This window comes from Streptomyces luteolifulvus (assembly GCF_008806595.1).
GTDB lineage: Bacteria > Actinomycetota > Actinomycetes > Streptomycetales > Streptomycetaceae > Streptomyces > Streptomyces luteolifulvus.
On sequence record NZ_VZRB01000040.1, the window covers coordinates 18,020 to 36,144 of the forward strand.

Annotated in this window: 16 protein-coding genes and 1 pseudogene; 4 read left to right on the forward strand and 13 right to left on the reverse strand. The window is 68.2% G+C overall.

What is annotated here, in order from left to right; genetic code table 11:
* Positions 1-288: 288 nt before the first annotated feature.
* The 3 genes from F7R91_RS35370 to F7R91_RS35380 all read right to left on the reverse strand — a co-directional run bounded on the left by F7R91_RS35370 (position 289) and on the right by F7R91_RS35380 (position 1,983).
* Complete coding sequence (locus tag F7R91_RS35370; protein ID WP_191971788.1) at positions 289-624, reverse strand: DUF2516 family protein; 336 nt, start codon at positions 622-624, stop codon at positions 289-291.
* 138 nt (positions 625-762) lie between these two features.
* On the reverse strand, positions 763-1,422 hold the full coding sequence (locus F7R91_RS35375) for a hypothetical protein (RefSeq protein ID WP_150956725.1): 660 nt from the start codon (positions 1,420-1,422) through the stop codon (positions 763-765).
* Between the two features lie 75 nt (positions 1,423-1,497).
* Positions 1,498-1,983: a helix-turn-helix domain-containing protein gene (locus F7R91_RS35380; RefSeq protein ID WP_191971786.1), complete on the reverse strand. Its 486-nt coding sequence runs from the start codon at positions 1,981-1,983 to the stop codon at positions 1,498-1,500.
* Positions 1,984-2,075: 92 nt separating this feature from the next.
* On the opposite strand from F7R91_RS35380, the pseudogene F7R91_RS35385 reads away from it, so the two are divergent.
* A pseudogene (locus F7R91_RS35385) lies at positions 2,076-2,565 on the forward strand (helix-turn-helix domain-containing protein).
* On the opposite strand, the gene F7R91_RS35390 reads toward F7R91_RS35385, so the two are convergent.
* From F7R91_RS35390 to F7R91_RS35400, 3 genes are all read right to left on the reverse strand, one after another.
* Positions 2,562-3,239, reverse strand: coding sequence for an ABC transporter ATP-binding protein (locus F7R91_RS35390; protein ID WP_150956730.1), 678 nt, complete (start codon positions 3,237-3,239; stop codon positions 2,562-2,564). The pseudogene F7R91_RS35385 and the gene F7R91_RS35390 overlap by 4 nt on opposite strands.
* A gap of 42 nt (positions 3,240-3,281) precedes the next feature.
* On the reverse strand, positions 3,282-5,393 hold the full coding sequence (locus F7R91_RS35395; RefSeq protein WP_150956733.1) for a hypothetical protein: 2,112 nt from the start codon (positions 5,391-5,393) through the stop codon (positions 3,282-3,284).
* A gap of 87 nt (positions 5,394-5,480) precedes the next feature.
* Complete coding sequence (locus F7R91_RS35400) at positions 5,481-5,774, reverse strand: lactococcin 972 family bacteriocin (RefSeq protein ID WP_150956736.1); 294 nt, start codon at positions 5,772-5,774, stop codon at positions 5,481-5,483.
* 501 nt (positions 5,775-6,275) lie between these two features.
* On the opposite strand from F7R91_RS35400, the gene F7R91_RS35405 reads away from it, so the two are divergent.
* Positions 6,276-7,676 (forward strand): glycosyltransferase family 39 protein, encoded by a 1,401-nt coding sequence (locus F7R91_RS35405; protein ID WP_191971789.1) that lies wholly within the window; start codon positions 6,276-6,278, stop codon positions 7,674-7,676.
* A 75-nt stretch (positions 7,677-7,751) separates the two neighbouring features.
* On the opposite strand, the gene F7R91_RS35410 is transcribed toward F7R91_RS35405, so the two are convergent.
* Both F7R91_RS35410 and F7R91_RS35415 read right to left on the reverse strand, forming a co-directional pair.
* The gene (locus tag F7R91_RS35410) at positions 7,752-9,674 is read right to left on the reverse strand and encodes a protein-arginine deiminase domain-containing protein (protein ID WP_150956739.1); all 1,923 of its coding nucleotides are present in this window, start codon (positions 9,672-9,674) and stop codon (positions 7,752-7,754) included.
* A gap of 138 nt (positions 9,675-9,812) precedes the next feature.
* Positions 9,813-10,289 carry an HAD domain-containing protein gene (locus F7R91_RS35415; RefSeq protein WP_150956869.1) on the reverse strand — a complete coding sequence of 159 codons (477 nt, stop codon included), beginning with the start codon at positions 10,287-10,289 and terminating at the stop codon, positions 9,813-9,815.
* Between the two features lie 214 nt (positions 10,290-10,503).
* Between F7R91_RS35415 and F7R91_RS35420 the strand changes: the two genes are divergently transcribed.
* Positions 10,504-11,355: a nitroreductase/quinone reductase family protein gene (locus tag F7R91_RS35420; RefSeq protein ID WP_150956741.1), complete on the forward strand. Its 852-nt coding sequence runs from the start codon at positions 10,504-10,506 to the stop codon at positions 11,353-11,355.
* Between the two features lie 135 nt (positions 11,356-11,490).
* Here F7R91_RS35420 and F7R91_RS35425 read toward each other — a convergent pair whose 3' ends face one another.
* From F7R91_RS35425 to F7R91_RS35445, 5 genes are all read right to left on the reverse strand, one after another.
* A complete protein-coding gene (locus F7R91_RS35425) occupies positions 11,491-12,378 on the reverse strand; it encodes a hypothetical protein (protein ID WP_150956744.1) in 888 nt (295 codons plus the stop codon).
* 83 nt (positions 12,379-12,461) lie between these two features.
* Positions 12,462-14,579 carry a phosphotransferase family protein gene (locus F7R91_RS35430; RefSeq protein WP_150956872.1) on the reverse strand — a complete coding sequence of 706 codons (2,118 nt, stop codon included), beginning with the start codon at positions 14,577-14,579 and terminating at the stop codon, positions 12,462-12,464.
* A gap of 352 nt (positions 14,580-14,931) precedes the next feature.
* The gene (locus F7R91_RS35435) at positions 14,932-15,795 is read right to left on the reverse strand and encodes a winged helix-turn-helix domain-containing protein (protein WP_150956747.1); all 864 of its coding nucleotides are present in this window, start codon (positions 15,793-15,795) and stop codon (positions 14,932-14,934) included.
* A gap of 321 nt (positions 15,796-16,116) precedes the next feature.
* On the reverse strand, positions 16,117-16,911 hold the full coding sequence (locus F7R91_RS35440; RefSeq protein WP_150956750.1) for an HAD family hydrolase: 795 nt from the start codon (positions 16,909-16,911) through the stop codon (positions 16,117-16,119).
* Positions 16,860-17,738: a GntR family transcriptional regulator gene (locus F7R91_RS35445; protein ID WP_150956753.1), complete on the reverse strand. Its 879-nt coding sequence runs from the start codon at positions 17,736-17,738 to the stop codon at positions 16,860-16,862. Before F7R91_RS35445 ends, F7R91_RS35440 begins: the two co-directional genes overlap by 52 nt.
* 178 nt (positions 17,739-17,916) lie before the next feature.
* Here F7R91_RS35445 and F7R91_RS35450 point away from each other — a divergent pair, with 178 nt between their 5' ends.
* Positions 17,917-18,105, forward strand: coding sequence for a hypothetical protein (locus F7R91_RS35450; RefSeq protein ID WP_150956756.1), 189 nt, complete (start codon positions 17,917-17,919; stop codon positions 18,103-18,105).
* Positions 18,106-18,125: the final 20 nt, after the last annotated feature.

The following is an 18,125-nucleotide window of genomic DNA, read 5'->3' on the forward strand; positions in this document are numbered from 1 at the left end:
CGGATGTCGTAGCGGCCCCGGAGGGACCGGGCGCGGGAGCGACTCCGGGGACCGGACTTCGTAGCGGCCCTCGGTCGTAGCGCCCCACGAGGACCGGACGCGTAGCGACTCGGTGGAAGCGGACGCTGCAGCAACCCCGGGGACCGGACGCCGTACCGGCCCGGAAGGACCGGACGCGGTAGCGAGTCCGGGGACCGGGCGTCGTAGCGGCCCCCCGGAAGGGCATCGCCCGGTCAGGAGGGGGATCACCCGGTCATCGGCCGCGGCCGGTCACTCGGCCGTCGCTGGTCATCGGCCGCCGTTGTACGGGCCGTACGGTCCGTCGCTGCTGGAGCCGCCGCGGCGGCTGCGGCCACCGCCCGGCAGGCCGCGCAGGGCCGGGCGTACGTCGACCATGTACACGATCGTCGCGATCAGGCCGATGATCGGCAGGAACGACAGGATCGGGAAGATCAGGTTCACCACGAAGGCGATCCCGAGGATGATCAGCCAGAACGGCTTGGTCTGCTTGTCGGCCGCGCGGTAGCCGTCCTCACGGCGCGTGGCGGCGTCGAGCAGTGCGAAGCCGCTGAAAAGGATCAGGGCGATGCTCAGCAGCGACATGAACCCTGCGAACCCCTGCATCAGCACAACGTCCACCACCAGACTCGGCTTGTCCTTACGCGGTCACCGTACCCCGTCCCGGAGTGCCGCTACCCGGACAACGGGCCGGGCACTCCTGGAGTGCCCGGCCCGTCCCGGTACCGCGATGTGCCGCAGCGCCTACTTCGCCGGCGGCGTGGTCTTCTTCGCGGTGGTCTTGCGCGCCGGGGCCTTCTTCGCAACCGGCTTCTTCGCCGGAGCGGGCTCGGCAGTGACCTCGGCAACGACGGGCTTGTCCGCCGCCTTCTCCTCCTTGGTCTCGGCCGGAGCGGCCTTGGGCTCGACGGCCACGGCCAGCTCCTCGATCTCCTCGGCGGCCTCGCCGCGCCAGGTCCGCACGGCCTGCTCACCGTGCTCGGCGACCTTCTCGTAGGTCTCGCGGGCCTTCACGGCGTACTCGGCGGCCACGCCGACACCGCGCAGCGCGAGGTCCTGGGCGGACTCGCCGAGCTTCTTCAGGTCCGTGTCGATCGTGCTGCCGAGCTTCTTCAGATCGCCGTCGAGGGTGGCGATGAACTCGTTGACCCTGGCCTGGATCGCCTCCTGGGCCTCCTTGGCCTTGGCACCGGCCTCCTTGGCCCGAGCGGAGGCCCGCTCCTGCACGGCCTTCGGGTCGGTGTTGCGCACGGCCTCGATGCGGGCCGGGGCCTCGGCGCGCAGCTGCTCCACCAGGCCGGGCACCTTCTTGGCCTGCTGGAATGCCAGGTCGGCGGTGCCGGCGGCGAAGTAGAGCGGAGTCGGGTCGCTGAAGGTCTTGCGCAGGTCGTCGGTGATGGCCATGGTGATGGTCCTCCCGGATTTCTTTCGGATGAGGGTGTGAGGTCCGCAGGCGGACGGCCGGTCCCCTGGTCCGGTTCAACTGGCCGTCTGCTGCGGATCCGTGTCGGTGGTGCCGGTCGTGCCGCCGACCGTGCGGGTACGGGCCTCGCGGGCGTCCGCCGCACCGTCGCCGTCCTCGACCACCTCGACCGCCGTGGTGTCGCCGCCGACCTCGAATCCGTTCTCCTTGCGGAAGGACTCGTAGATCTGGAGCAGCACCTGCTTCTGCCGCTCGTTCAGCGTGGGATCGGCGAGGATGACGGCCCGCGTCTCGACCTCGTCCAGGTCCCGCTCGGCGTCGAGGATGCCGGCCCGCACGTACAGCGTCTCGGCGGAGATGCGCAGGGCCTTGGCGACCTGCTGCAGCACCTCCGCGCTCGGCTTGCGCAGCCCGCGCTCGATCTGGCTCAGGTACGGATTGGACACCCCGGCGGCGTCGGCGAGCTGCCGCAGCGACAGCTGCGCGTTGCGCCGCTGCTCGCGCAGATACTCACCGAGATTGCCGACGTTGAGCGATGCCATGCCTCCACCTTGCCCCACCCCTGCTAACTTTTGCAAGCAACCCGCTTGCAAAAGTGCGCTACACCACTCGTCCGGCGGACGAGGCTGAGCACATGGTTGTCACTCGAGCAAGGCAGCCTCGCAAGGACGCCGCCCGCAACCGGGATGCCGTCCTCGCGGCCGCCGACGCCCTTCGCCCGCTGCTCGCCCGCTGCGACAGTCCCGAGGACGTCACCATGGCGGACATCGCGGCAGCGGCCGGCGTCGGCAAGGGCACACTCTTCCGGCCTTCGGCGATCGCGTCGGGCTGCTCCGCGCACTGTACGAGGCACGGCTGGAACCGATCAGTGAGGCCGCGAGCGGTGGCACAGCCTGCTCCGAGCCGTACTGGAGCAGATCCCCGACCCGACCGACAGCGACTTCACCGCCCACGCCCTGCTCGCGGCCACCCGTGCCGACCTCGTCGACCACCTGGCCGGGCAGGAGCGCGTACCGCGGGAAACCATGCGGGCGCAACTGGCGACCTTCGCCACGAGGGTCCTGGCCTCCGGCCCGCCCGCTACAGGGGTTGACCGCCGAGGGCTGACTGCCGAAGCCCGCTAGGAAGGGATCGTCTCGCCTCGCGCGGAGCCGATCAGCGAGGACTCGTGCACCGCAAAGACCGTGTCGCATCGGTCGCGGACCTCGGCATCGTGCGTGGCGACGACCACCGCACATCCGTCCTTGCTCAGCTCACGAAGGATGTCGACCACCATGGTGGCGTTGGCCTCGTCGAGAGCGCCGGTCGGCTCGTCCGCGAGTACCAGGGACGGGCGTTGGAGCACAAGGCGGGCCAGGGCCACGCGCTGCTGTTCTCCACCGCTGAGGTGGTAGATCTTCTCTGCGCCCCGCCCCGCCAGACCGACACGGTCAAGCGCCTCGGCAACAGCCGTACCGGCTTTGCCCTGTGGCATCCGCCGCAGCTTGGTGACCACGTCCAGATTCTCGGCGACCGTCGCATTCTCGATCAGGGCGTAGTGCTGAAAGAGATATCCGAGAGTAGTGCGACGGAAGCGAAGGATCTCACGCCGGCCGAATCGAGTGATGTCATTCCCCTCGTGACGAATGGCCCCGGCACTCGGCCTGTCGAGCAGCCCGAGGCAGTTGAGGAGGGTCGACTTGCCCGATCCGCTCGGGCCGACAAGGGCGAGCATCTCACCGCGGTCGACAGTGAAATTGACGTCGCGCCACAGAGTCCGGGCCCCGAAGGCCTTCGACAGATTCTCGACATTGATCACAACATACTCCGGCTGGCTGAAGGGATTTCACGCTTGAAGGGCTCAGGACTCGGTCGCGCCGCCCTTCATGATCCGGCCGTGAAAGTACGCAAGGGCGAGGAGTACTGCCCCGAACTCGAAGGCAACGAGACTGGTGATGAGGGTGACGTCCAGTGCGGTGATGCGTATCGGCTCGAAGGGGGCAGGTGCACCGGAGGCGGCGTACTCCTTCAGTTCCTGTTGCTGCTCCCATGCCACGAAGGGAACCCGGGAGGCGAAGATGACCGCAATGGCCGCTTCCACGGCGAGGATGAAGCGATGGGTGGCGAGGTATCTCCAGCCGCTGATGCGCTTCACAAAAATGCCCTGCGCGTTCTTGCGCGCGTAGATGATGCAGACGCCGACACCGGCGATGAGGAGCACCAGCACGGAAACGACGAGATTGAAGATCTGCAGCCGGAGTTCGCCCGTCGCATCCCTCAGGTCCAGAGCGGTTTTCTGCCCGACGGGACTCATGGCGTTCACATAGTCCTGCAACTTCTCCGTCTTTATTCCGTTCAGCACGTCATCGGGGTCGGTGAAGACGACGCCGGCCTGAGTGGCGAATGCGGTGTACGCATCGTCCGTGAGGAAGCGTGATCCGTTGGGGACGACGACAAGGACCGGGTCACGTACCAGGGACCTGTCCTCGTCCGGACCGTGTGCCGCGTTGTAGACGTAGGCGCCGGTGTTGTAGCCGAAGAGCCGTTGCCCCGTCCTGCTCGTCAGCGTCTCGAGCGGGATGTCCCGGCCGCGCCCCGGATCAACGATCCCGGAAGCCGCTTCGGTGATCGCCGGTGCCTGAGAGCTCAGGGATGCGGGAACGATGACCCGCACCGAGCGCGAGGTTGAGCGATAGCGGTGTCCCGCGGGGTCGAGCACCGGCTGCTTGCTGAGATAGGTGTCGTTGACGATGAAGATCTCACCGGCCGGCAGATGTGCGCCCGGTGCTGACATCTGGAGATCCCTGCGCCCGGCGACAAGGACCTTGCCCTGACTGTCGGCTCGGCGCAGCCATGGGCCCACGTGGTCGTTCACCTGATCCATGTGCGGGGCGAAGGCGCCGTTGACACGGATCGAGACCGCGTCACCCACGGTGCGGTAGATGTCCTGGTTCTCCTGGCGTGTCAGTACATCCCGGCCCGCGAGGGCGACGTTCGTGGCAATGCTGAGCGTGAGCAGCAGTGCGGGGATGCGCACCAGATAGACGCTGACGGACGCCGCCCGTGAGGGCAGTTCGCCCTTGAGGGCACGCAGTACGTCGACCTTGAAGGTGAGGGCGAGCACGGCCGCATGGGCGGCCAGCGCGACGAGAACCAAGAGGACCGCGACGACCAGGGCCACCGAGGCGAACAGCCCCCACCACGCGAAGCCGTTGTAGAAGCCGAGGAAGGTCAGTGCCGCCGCCACCACGATGCCGGCCGCCGCGAGCCAGAAGACCGCCAGCTGCCGTAGATCACGGAGGAGGATGCCGGCGAAGGACATGCCCTGCAGCCGAAGAACCCCGTACGCCTTCGCGCTGAGCAGCACGCTCGCGCCGGTCATCGTCAGCACCGCAAGGGCGACCACGCAGAAGGCACGGAACAAGGGGTCGTCCGCATACATGGCGGACAGTTCGGCGTACGACTGAGGGTGGGACACGGTGGCCATCAGGCCGAGGCCGGCGAACTCGGCCTTCAGGGCATCGGCGTCGGCCGGCGATCCGAACACGTAGTAGGGACCCCGTGGATCCTGTTGTGCGATCCCGGAGAGAGGACGCACGCGGGTTTCGAAGGTGCTGCTGAACGCCGGATAACCGTCGTCGAGCCATTGCACCGTCAAGGAGTCGGGGCCACCGGAAGCCACGTAGAGATTTCGCACTCCGTCAGGGTTCTTCAGATCGGTCACATCGCGGGCAATTCCGACGCCGCGCCCGGCCGCGAACGATTCGACAGCTCGGGCGACTTTCGCGGCGCTCACCGAATCGTCGGAGTCGAACACATCGACCAGCGCCGGGTTTCCCAGCGGCGCGATTTCATCCAGGCCCCGCACGAACAGAAAAGCCAGTACCGCGGAGAAGGCCAAGAGGGCGGCGTGGACGAATCGTATGCCTCGATGCAGCATCGGATACCTAGGTTGAGGGCGCTCGGCGAGCACACGTCCGGGAGAGTTCAAAAGCGGTGAAAAACAGCTGTGGAGGCAAGCAGCACTCGCCTCCACAGCTCTCGCGATGCGACCAGAGACCTAGCAGGAGGTCTTGTAGTAGTAGCTGATCGAGCCGCCGTTCTTCGTCCCCGAAGCCAGGGACCAGTTGCCCGCGGAGGCACAACCGCTGGCGAAGGTCGTCCGGCCGATCTTCACCGAGGACGAGTGCTGCTTGCTCGGGTGCTTGTAGTTCGACCACGCCGTGTTGGCGCCCTCGTCGTAACTCCACCTGCCGCCGCCGACGTCGACGGTGGTCGCAAGCGCCGGAGTGGCCGCGGCAAACAGGAGGCCCGCGGTCACCACGGCCGCCTTAATACCGGTCTTCTTGTTCATGGATGAATCCCCTTTTCATCTTGGCCTGGTCCGAACAAGCCAAGATCATTATGCAAGGAGTAGCCGCGTCGCAACCGAAAACCATGTGACCTAGTCAACTCGGCGATGTCTGTGCACCAACCAGTGTCAGCTACATCGAAGCGCTAATCGCGCGTAGAGGGATTTCAACGGAAGTTGGTTGCGCGCGTTTCGGTCATTCACCCTGGATGCGTTGGCCAAAAAGAGACGGGATATGCTGTGCCGTGATCAGGTCGGCTTCAACAGGGCGGCACACGGGGGGACTTACGGTGCACACGACGCGCGGGTGACGAGTGGCCTTCACTCCACCACCACTTCGCGCCACCTTCCCTTCGTCCTGTTCAACAGCCGCTCCGGAAGCCCTCCTTCATGCACATAGCCCACGTCCTGCGTTCGTCGTCCCGTTCCTCCGAGGTCGTCACGGAGTCCAGGGCCACGCCAACTGTCCTGCAGCGTCGCGGCGTTCTCGGCTGGCTGATACCGATGCTGTGGACCGTGTCCCTCGGCCTGTGGGGCCTGGCCCGGCAGGGCAGTGTGTGGCGGGACGAGGCCGCGACCTGGCAGGTGGCCCGGCGCTCCACGGCTGAGATCTGGCACATGCTGGGGAACGTCGACGTCGTGCACGGCTGCTACTACCTGCTGATGCACGCGCTGTTCGAATGCTTCGGGCCCAGCACCACCACCTTGCGGCTGCCCTCGGTGCTCGCCACGGCAGTGGCGGCGGGGTGCGTGGGAGTCATCGGCCACCGGCTGGCCGGCGTGTGGGTGGGCCTGGCGGGAGGGATGGCGTTCGGGCTGCTTCCGGCCGTGCAGTTCTATCTTCAGGAGGGGCGGCCGTACGCACTTGTCGCAGCCGGCGCCGGGATGTCCACCCTGCTCCTCGTGACCGTGCTGCAGGAGCGGGTCCATGGGGCGTACTGGGTTGCCTACGGCGGCACAGTCCTGCTGAGCGGCCTGATGAACTGGCTCTCACTGATGATTCTGCCGGCGCACTTGGCGACTCTGATGTGGACCCGGGCCGGGCGCGACGTGTGGACACGCTGGGCGACAGCCTCTGTGGCCGCCACGGCAAGTGTGCTGCCATTGATCCTCTTCAGCCGGGGCCAGTCCGCCCAGATATCCTGGATACCGCCGCTGACCTGGCACATGCTGATAGGCCCGGCGGTCCTGCTGCTCATCGGCGGAGTCGGCGCACTCCTGGATCGGCCCCGGGCAGGCCGGCTGTCGGTGGCAGCCGTCGGACTGCCGTTGCTGGCCGTGCCGCAGATCGGTCTCATCGGTCTTTCTCTGATCCAGCCGTTGTTCCTGGACCGGTACGTTCTCTTCAGTCTGCTGGGACTGGCGCTGCTGATCGGCACGGTGATTGGCTCGGCCATAGAGGCAGTGAGGCCCCGGCGCCCCGGAGCGTCGATGTGGATTCTCCCCGCGGTGGTAGCCGTAGCGATGGTGGCGCTGCTGCCGCAGTCGCTGTCCAAGCGGTCCCCGTCGAGCCGGGTGGACGACGTGGTGGCGGTGACGTCGGACGTGCGGCGGTTGAAAGAGACCGGGAACGCCGTGCTCTTCGTCCCGTCGGCGCGCCGGGACACCAAATCCGTTTCCCCGAGCGCCTTTTCGGGACTGCGGGACATCGCTCTGGCGCAGAGCCCGGAGAAGTCCGGGACCTTGAAAGGCGTGGAGGCGAACCCGGATCGGATCCGTGCGGCGATGCTGGCCCAGCAGCGGATCCTGCTGGTGACGGACACGCCCCGGGTGGCGAGGCCGGTGACGGCAGAGCGGGACAGGACGAAGGTCTCCGTGCTGAGGCAGTACTTCACGGCAGTGGCCGACGAGCAGGTCCGCGGACGACGGGTGACAGTCTACGAGCGGCGTGCGTCGGCTCGCTGATCCCACCGTTCGGTGCAACGACGCGCGCCCGCCGCATTGCGGGTGCGGCGGGCGCGTGGTGGTGATGAGTGCCGGTTAGCGCTTCCACCAGGGGGACGAGATGTCCCGCAGCGTGTTCGTGCCGCAGTGCACCTCGCCCATGCCGAGGTGGTACGTCTCGTAGTCGTCGATGTAGGAGATCCGCATCCCCGCCGAGCGGTACACGGAGTTGACCGCCTCGGTGAAGATGTCCTTGCCGCCGATCACCGGACCCCACTGCTTCGGCGCGAGGTAGCGGTCCTTGCCGAGGACCACGCCGTTGACGGCGCCCGGTATGTATGCGCTGGTCATCACGGGGGCGGCAGCGGCCGCCCCCCGCAGGTTCCGCTGCTGGCCGTACTCCCGTACGGCGTCCAGGGCACCGGCAGACGCGCCGAGCCGGGTCAGCCGCGGTGTCCGTGTGAGGTCGCCCCCCTCGAAGGAGCCACGGGTGAACAGTGCGGGCACCCGGACCACCTCGGCGTCGGTGACGCCGGTCTCCCGCTTGAGGGTCTTCAGGTTGGCGGCGATGCGCCGTGCGGCGAGGGCGTTGTCCGCGACGATCTTGCGGTTGGCGAGCACCTGGTTGATGGTCTCCCTCGGCGCGGGCGTGTCGGCCGTGCCCTTGAAGGAGAACATCTTGGCCGAGCCGTGGCCCGCGGCCTTCGCGTCCTTGAGCAGCCGCATGCCCGCGTCGGGGTCGGCGACGGCGATCCGCCAGCCGCGCGGGGTGTCGGCGGGCAGGAACTGGACGAACTCGTCGACGTGGCCCACGTGCAGCCATGAGGTGTCCAGCAGCAGCGGGTTCTGCATGCCCTGCGAAGCCAGCATCGTCCGCATCGCCTTGACCGGCTTGAGGTGGACGTTCTTCTGCTCGCCCATGATGATGCGCCCGGCCGGGTAGGACCGGCCGTTGTGCGCGTACGGCGGGATGGTCTCCAGGTTGCCCATGGAGTCGAGGGTCGAGCTCTGGACGCCGCGGCCCAGCTTGACCTGCACCCCGCCCACATCGCGTCCGCGCAGCGTCTCGAACACCTCGCGTCCGGCCGGACGGTCCGGCTGCGCCGAGCGGATCATGACCCGCATGCCCTGCGGCGTGCCGCCGGGGCCGGCCATGGTCACATATCCGGGCTCCAGGAAGTCCTGCGCCCAGATGTCGCCCTCCGCGCTGTTCTTGAACTTCACCAGCGGTGTGCTGATGCCCGCCTGCGCGACCCTCCTCTCCAGCGTCTTGACGAACTTCCGCTGGGTGCGCTCGTAGCCGGAGTTGCCGCGCAGCTCGGTGACCAGGACCCGCTGCGTCTGCTGGAGGTGGTGATGGGTGAGCAGCGGGGCCGCGTGCAGGGTGACGCTGTCGGTGGTGGCCGCCCCGCCGTCGCCGGGGCTGACCTTCAGGCTGACGACCGCGGTGCCGTCCCACACCGCCTTGTCGCGTACGACGTCCTTGCCCTCGATGCCGAGCTCCACCCCGTCGCGCAGCTCACCGGCGGACAGCCGGGTCGTCGGCTTGACGACGGTCCAGCCGCCGGCGCGCTTGACGAACAGCCGCGTGTACTTCGCGCCGGCGCCGGTGACCTTGACGATGCCGGTGGCGCCGTCGCCGAGTGCGGACATCGCAACGGTGCGCAGCCGGGCCAGGTCGGCGGCGTCCGCCGTGCCGTTGACCTTGGTGTCGGCGGCGTCGTTGCACTTGGCCAGCTTGGCGTCGGACAGTCTTCTGCCGCCGGGGCCGGTGGACTTGCACCGCTTGGTGTCGTCGTCGATGTTGGGGAGGAACACCGCGCCCCGGGCGGTGTTCCAGCCGTCCTCACCGGCGTTGTCGGTGTCGCCCGCGACATCCACGTTGCCGTCGCGGTCGACGTCCGCGCGCAGGTCGGCCCCGGCGGGCGGGTCGTCCGCGAAGGCGGGGGCCGCGGGAACCAACGTGGCGCCCGCCAGCGTGATGGCCAGGACGGTCCGTACCGCAAGAGTCTTTCGCACTCTGCGTTGTCCTCTTCGCTTGTGAGTCCGGGGCAGATGGTCCCGGAGTCGGGTGGTCTGGGGTGTCTGTGGAGGAAGAGGCCGTTGCGGACACGGAGGTTGCCGCGTGCGCGCACTTGCGCCCCAAGTCGGCCCGATTCAGCCGAGCCACGCCTCCAGCACACCGAAGTCCCGCTCGGTGAGCCCGAGTCGGTGGTCCACCCGGTGCAGCAGGGCCCGCCCGGGGTGATGGGCCTGCGTGAACGCCTGGTCCCTGCCGGTGATCTCGTCGTCCAGCCAAATGAAGGGGCGGCCGGCCGCCCAGTCGACCAGGGGGCGGGTCTTCCAGTGCAGACCGCCCGGCGGCTCGTCCTCGTCGGGCCAGTCCACGAGCGGCAGCGGGGGCAGGCCCAGCCAGGGGGCGACGTACGCGTTCGCGTCGTCCATCCAGGTCGTGGCCCACACCAGTGCACAGCCCAGCGCGGCGAGCCGCGGGCCGAGCGCCGGGTCGATACGGGCCAGCAGGGGGTGCTCGGCGGACCCGGCGGACGCGGTGGCGGGCGCCTCGTACAGCGGGTACGGCCGATCCGCCCCGAAGGGGAGCAGCGTCCCGTCGACGTCGAGGAAGAGCAGCATCGAGGTCCCCCCGGAAGTCGGTGGCGTCGGTCGTACGAGGGACGCTACCGTCCGTTCCATGACTGCCGGGTCGGCCTTGTGCCGTGAGCGAGTTGGGTGCCCGGCCTCTGAGTGAGGCCGCCGCGGGCCAGGGGTCCGCCTCTTTCTCTTCGCCTTCCCCCTTCCACGGAATCCAGCGACCGCAGGACGACAGAGAAAGACGACACAGCACCTCATGCCCGACGACTTCAACCAACAGATCATCGACGAGTTCCGCACCCACCGCGGCCGCCTCGGCGGCCCCTTCGAGAACGCCCGGCTGATCCTGCTCACCACCACCGGCGCACGCACGGGCACCCCGCACACCACCCCCGTCGCCTACCTCCCGGACGGCGACGGCCGCATTCTCGTCATCGCCTCGGCCGGCGGCTCCCCCCGGCACCCCGACTGGTTCCGCAACCTCCTCGCCCATCCCCGGGTCACCGTCGAAAGCGGCGCGTTCACCTACGAGGCGCGCGCCGTCGTCCTGGAGGGCGAGGCGCGCGACCGGGTCTTCGCACGGGCCGTGGAGGGCGATCCGGGCTGGGCCGCGTACCAGGAGAAGACGCAGCGGGTGATCCCCGTGGTCGCCCTGCACGAGATCGCGCACGACGGCCCGCCGACCATCGACGCCGGCTCCATGGGCGAGGCGATCAAGGTGGTGCACGACGCTCTCCGCCGCGAACTCGCCCTGATCAGGCAGGAGATGGCCGTCGGACGGGAGGGCGGCGGCGCTCCGCTGGGTGTCCAGCTGCGGGTCAACTGCCTGACCTTCTGCCAGGGCCTGCACAACCACCACACCGGCGAGGACCGGGGCATGTTCCCGCTGCTCGCCGGCCGTCACCCGGAGGCCGCCCCCGTGCTTGCCCGTCTGCGCGAGGAGCACGAGCGGATCGCCGTCCTCGTCGAGGACCTGCGCCGCACCGTGACCGCGGAGGCCACGGCCCCGTCCACCACCCGCGCCGAGGTCGAACGGCTGACGGTGGAGCTGGCGGCCCATCTGACGTACGAGGAAGAACAGTTGATCCCCCTCCTCGACACCCTCTGAGCCCGGCCACGGGCGCCTCCACATGACCGGGAACGGCGGAGGCGCCCGTCAGCCCGTGGGGCCCGCCCCGCCACCCTGCGCTCACGCAGCCCCGGCTCACTCATGAGTGCGAGGGTACGCGGCGCGCCTCCGGCTTCACGGCGTGGTCTGTTGCCGCCACCCGGGCCTCTTTGCGAGCGCCCAGAGATCGTTGAAATGCTTGTTCCAGGTGGAAACGGCAGCTTCCGCGGCGGCCGTTCCCTCCCGGGACCACACGTTGAGGTCGGTTCTGTATCCCTTGGGGTCGTAGTACTCGTCGCCCATGTGGTGCAGCCTCATGCGCGCGGACACGTCGTAAAGACCGTGCAGGACCAGTTCGCGGTTGAAGATGCAGATCTTGTCGCGCGGGATGCCGGGATACAGGCGGTACTCGCACTGGACGGTCAGCCTGCCCATGGCGTTGAGCCGCTCGGCGAGCTCCGACAGGATGTTGTCGTACTCCCGGCAACGCTGCTCCATGCGCTTGCGGAACTCTTCGTCGTCCTCCGGCCTGCCCTCGTCGCCGACCTTGGACGGCACGGTCATCGGCTGCCCGAAGTCCGGCACCAGCATGCGGATCGAGACGCGCCGGGTGGGCCCTGCATGGTCGAGCAGGTCTTCAAGGCGGTGGTAGAGCGCGTTGTACAGGGTCTCGCCGGTGTAGCCGAGGAAGCTGATCTCCACGCTTCGCGTCTGGAAGGCCTGGCTGACGAAACTGCCCAGCTGGCTGGAGTTCACCAGAGCGCGAGCCGGCGCCCTGACCGACGAGGACAGCTCCTTCACCTGGTCGTACAGGACGTATCCGACGAGGCTGAGCAACGCACCGCCGAGATACGCCTTGCCCTCCAGGGCGTCCCCAACGGGCTTGATGAACTGGGCGGTCAGCCCGGTGGCGAATATCCCGAGCAGCAGGACGCGGGTCACCAGCGGCTCGAAACGCTCCTGAAAGCGCCTCAACCGCCGCCCCAACCCGGCCTCGGCCGATCCGTTCGCCCGCTCGGACATGCGCTCACCCCCCTCACGCCTGCCACCCGACGGAGCGTCATATGCCCCTGAGCCACCCGGAATCCGGTGCAGTCATGCTCCTCTTACGCCAGTGCGCGGGCAAGATAGGGATTCGCGGTCGGACGGCTCGGAAGGCCGAGTGAGCCGGTGGCTGCCGCCAGCGTCATCGCGTAGGAGTCCACAGCGCGGCGGACGTTGGGAGCGTCCAGGCTTGCGCCGGTCACCAGTCGGTCGAGATCCACGTACGCGGACCGCACGATCTCGATCCACCGGTACACACGCCAGTCCTTCTGCCAGTCGGCGGTGTAGTCGGAGGGCAGCAGGCGTGCCCAGCGGCCGAACATACGGTCGCGGATTTCCGGCCGGGTCGGTGTGAGGTGCATGTGCCGGACCAGGTCGTACAGTGGGTCGCCGACCACCGCCATCTCCCAGTCGATGATGGTCAGCGCCAGGTCATCGTCCCGGCGCACGAGATTCCATGGATTCAGATCGCCGTGCAGCAGTGCGGGCTTGCGGTGGCTCACCTCGTGCCGGGACAGGATCTGCCGGAGCCGACGGGCGTCGGGCAGCCCGAGCAGCCGGGCCAGCTGCTGCGACTCCTTCGGCAAGTCGCCGACCAGGAGGACGAGTTGCTCGCTCAGCCAGGAGTAGAAACCTCCCTCGCCGGCAGCCGGATCGAGTGCCTTGTAGTTCACCCATGTCAGCGCGCGGAGCTGGTCGACGAGCGCGTCCGCTTCGTGCGGCAGCAGGCCGTGAACCGGGTGGTTGGGGGGCTTGTCGATGTCACGGGGTCCGACATATGTGTGGATGGCGAAACGATCGTCCCGGTAGCTCTCCCCGAGCGCAAGGATCCGTGGCGCCGCCACGGCGATCGCCGCCTCCTCAATGGCCCGGAGCACGGCGTGCTCACTGAGGAAGCTGCGCTCCCGGCGGCAGACCTCCGGCAGCTTCCGCCGAACGACCACCGGAAAGTCGACGCCCTCCACCCGGACGACCGTGTTCAGGTGCGCGGTGCCCTTGAACACCCGGCCGGCCGGGGCCGCTCCCTCCGCGAGCAGGGCTTTGCGCAGGGCCCAGGCCGGAAACGCGGGGTGCTCGGAGACACGGCGGTCCGCTTTCCAGTCGAAGGCCCTGGCGATCCAGCCCCGGTCGCCGTAACGGCCCCCGCTGCGCGATGCCAGCCACCGGAACAGGGCCCCCTCGATCTCGCCCTCACTCGGTACGCTCCGGAGCCGCAGCGGCCCCTGCCCCACCTCCAGAGCCCGGCGCACCTCCGCCGTCGCTTCGTCCAGGCTCTTCTGGGTGAACGATTCCTCCAGCGATCTCGCCGCGCGCATGATGTCCGGGTAGACGGACTGGGCCCGCTCGAAGGCGACGTAGTGGCTCAGATCCCTGGCCAGGCCGTTGACCGCCGCCGGGCGGACCTGCTGCATGGCGTGCGCCCACGCGTCGACGACCTCGGCCCACTGGTGGGACGGGTACCGCATGCGTACGAGGTGCGTGGCGAGGTCGTGCAGGGGGTCGCCGTAGGTGGCCAGCTCCCAGTCGACGCAGATGAGGGGCGGGACGCCGCCGTACGAGACGATCAGGTTGTCGCGATGGAGGTCTGCGTGCAGCAGGCTGTACGGCCGCCTGGCCATGGCGGGGACCCGCTCGGCCAGCTGGGCCAGGGCGTCCTCGGGGATGCCGAGCGCGGCGAACAGCCCACCGAATCCCCCCCAGTTGGGCTGCTTGATCTGCCTGTCCGCGAGATGCACCAGCGTGTGCAGGAACCCCCGGCTGTCCATGTCGTTGCGGGGCCACCCGTGCGGCAGGGGCGGCAGAGCCACCCTCCGTACCTGGGTCATCTGCGCAAGCAGGTCCGCGAGCGCCCTGATGAGCAGGGAGTCCACGGGCTTGCCGTTCCCGCAGACGGTGGAGAGCGGTACGCCCTCCACATAGCTGTGGATCGCGAAGTCGTCCAGCCGGACGAGGCACTCCGGCACATGCGGCAGGAAGCCCTTGATGGCACCGAGGATCTCCGCCTCGTCCTGCCACGTCCTGATCACCACGGGCAGTGCCTGCGCCTCGGGGCGCCGAATCCGCACGGTCACGGAGGTGCCGGGCTCACGGCCGAGGAGTCGTGCCGTGGTCTCCGTCAGCGGCAGCACGTAGTTCTGGTTGTGGTGGCCTCTGCTCGCCTGGCCCAGCTGTCGCGCCATCCCCACGAAGTCCCGGTACGCGGCGTCGGGCGTGGCGCGCTCCCCGGGAAAGGGACGGGGAAGAGGAGGTGCGCCCACTGGCCGCTCCGGGTACGAGATGGGGAGGTGTGGCAAAAGTAAGCATGTGCATCGTGCTACGCACGACAGACTGGCCCGTGCGGGGGCGGTGCGTGGCCGCACCGGGCGGTTTGCCGCCCTTCTGTGTCAAACCTGCGAGAACTCGTTCGATGGTGGCTTGTCAGCCCCTTCATACGAACGAAGGCGAGCGTTTGCTCAGTCGGTGCGCGCAGCCTACAGTACGGCGCCAAATGCTCCCGCGACCTTCCCCGCGCGCCCCGCGCGCCCTGCCCGGTTACTCGGCCAGAAGGTTCCAGACGGAGTCGAACCACTGCCGGTGCGTCTCCACGAAGATGGAACCGGACGAGTCGGGATCGGCGTCCCGCACGTGGTGCGTCAGCGTGGCGCCGAGACCGAGCACGTCCAGCGCCCTGATCTCGTCCCCGCTGTCGAGGACCAGATCACGTTCGAGGACCTGGTACAGGCCGTGCAGTACCTCGTCCTCATTGATCACGTAGAGCTTGAAGGTCGGCGTCAGCGGGGCATGACGGATCTCCAGCTCCACGGACACCAGCTTCTCGGCCTGCAGATCCCTCAGCACCTGGTGGAGCGACTCCGTGTGCCGCTTGGTGATGTGGCGCAGACGGTCCCGCAGCCGCGTGTCGTCCTTGGGGTCACTGGCCCGTGGATAGGGCTGTTCCAGCGACTCCGAGGGCAGCAGCACACGCAGCCGGACCCGCTCGGGCTCGATGTCGCCGGCCCGGATCCGCTCCGCCTGGAGGCGGATGTGCGCGTCCAGGGACTCGGACGTCAAGGTGTAGACGTCCAGGTTGACTTCGGGCCGCTCGAACGCCTCGCTGATGAGCGGGCCGAGCGTCATGGGCCGACGCGACCGGGTGGCCCTGGCCGTCTTGGACTGGATGCGCTGGTGCTTGATGACGCGCGCCCTGCGGCCCTGCCGGTTCTCGATCCAGCCTTCGTTGGCGAGCTCCTGGATCACGCGCTGCACGGTGTCCCGGGAGACTCCGAACTCGGTGGCCAGATCACGCTGTGAGGGCAGATCGGCTCCCAGCGAGTACGTCCCGTCGACCATCCGGAGCCGCAGCTCCTCGGACACCTGACGGAAGGCCTTGCCGTCACCACGTCCCTTGGCAGTCACACAAGGTACCTACCGCTGTCGACCGGCAAGCAAACCAGATCCGGTCAGGCAAGCAGTCCAGTCAACTTGCCTGTTAACGGATCAAGTTGAGCGGGCATGCCTGAAGCAGGCCGTCAACCAGGCAACTGCATAGTCCAGTTGCCTGGTTCACCGTAGGGCACAGGGGGTGGACTTACGTGGCACTCCAGGCACTTGGTGGCACGTTCGAGATCGGCGACGTGATCCAGCTCATCGGCGGGGTTCTCGGGCTGGCCGCGTCCGTGGCGGCGCTGTGGCATGCCCGCGCCGAGGAGAAGATGCCGAAGGACGACGCACGTCGGTCTACGGCCGGAGCATCCGCAGCAGCGGCTCCAGGGAACCGACCACGACATCGGCTCCGGCAGCCTTCAAAAGCTTGGCTTTCCGTTCATTACGCGCGTAGCCGAGGAACGGCACCCCGGCCTGAAGGGCGGCCTCGTGGTCCGAGGGTGCGTCGCCGATCATCAAGGAGGCAGAAGGGGCCGTACCCGTCGCCCTCAGAGCACGATTGAGGCAATGGGGGTCCGGCTTCAGATGCTGGAGGTCCTGGGTGCGGCCGTAGATGTGCGGGACGAAGCAGGAAACGAGACCGCGACTCGCCAGGTACTTGCGGACCACGCGCGGTGAGTTGTTGGTGGCGACGGCCAAGCGGGAGCCCACAGCCGTCCAGGTGCGGATCAGCGGGTCGGCGTACGCGGTCGGCATCGCCGAGGACGCGGCCCGCAGTTCCTCCTGGGTGAGACGTTCCTCCAGCTCCGTGACCAGATCACTGCCCGGATGGCGGCGGTCGACGGCGCGCAGCACGACGTGCGGGTCCAGGGACTCCCGTTCGTCCTCGGTCAGCAGGCCGTGCAGTCCGCGTCCCTCGAGCCATTCCACCAGTTCTGTCGCCACCCGCTCCGCCGAGTGCCCGGAGAACAGGCTGCAGATCGGCCCGTCGAAGTCCCAGAGCACGACACGGGCACGTGCGATCAGTTCCCGGAGCTTCTGGATGTCGCTCTCGGTCTGTGCGGTCACCGGTTCAGTCTGCGTCGTATCAGAGGTCACTAAGAGAGTGTCAGGTCCGTCGTGATGGTTTCCCAGAGGGCGTCGAACCAACGCTGGGATTCGTCGACGAACGCGGCGTCGCGCTGGCCGGTGCGCTTCTCGAAGGAGAAGAGGAGGGATTCGGTGCCGAGGACGTCGTACATGTCCATCGTGCCGCTGTCCGTGAACTCCTCGCGGCGCGTGATCATGTAGTACGCGATCAGGGCTTCCTCCTGGTTGAGGAGGTACAGCTTCACCGGCGGGGTGAACGGCAGCGCGCGGAAGGTGACGCGGACGTCGATGCCGTGCGTGGAGCGCAGGGACTGGAGGTTGTGCTTGAGGACATGGCCCTGGGCGTTGCGCTGGGCGAGCCAGCGCTGGTGGACCGGGTCGTCCCCGCCGCGGCCCTCGACCGGTACCGGGAAGGCGAGGGAGATGTCGCGGGAGGGGAGCAGGATGCGGACGTCGATCGACTCCGGGCGGATACGGCCTTCGTGAATCAGGCGGATCGGCTCGCCGAGGGCGAGCATCAGGGTCTCGGCGGTGAGACAGGCGGCGTCGACCCGCACTTGGGGCGCGGCGAACGCCTCCGCCAGCCGTGGCGCGAGCCCCACCATCGTCGGCTGCGGCTCGGACCTCGCCGGGGCCGGTTCGGCGATACGGGGCGGGCTGCCCTTGCTGACGTTGCTGAGGAGGCCGTCCTCCTGAAGTGCCCGCAGGGCCTGGCGGACGGTGCCGCGCTCCACGCCGAACTCCTCGGCGAGTTCCGCCTGGGTGGGCAGGCGGTCGCCGGCCTTGAGATCCCCGACACGGATGCGCTCCCGCAGGATCTCGGCGATCTCCTGAGCGGAGAGCCTTCTGCTGCCGTTCACTGCCACGTTCTCCTGGGCCACGACCAAACGCTACAACCCTGATCCATCTATGGGGAGTTATTTGGAAGTTGTTTATGACTAGGGACCAAGTGGGGACAACTACTTCAGAGTTGGTTGCCAACTTGGGTGAGTTGGCGGAAGTTTTGCCTCCTCATCGCACCACCCCCACGACCGCCCGCCCCGGAAGCCCGAAGGGGGAACCATCGTGCCTGCCATCGCCCTCCTCTCCGCCGTCTTCGTCGTCGGCATCGAGCAGACCGTCCAGTGGAAGTACGGCGTCACCGGGATCATCGGCCTGCTCCTGCTCACCATCGGCATCAAGGCCAACAGCCCCGCCGTCAGCTCCGTCGGGGCTGTCGTGCTCGCCCTGCTGGTCTCGGGGCCCGCCCTATGAGTGACGAGAGCCCTGGTCAG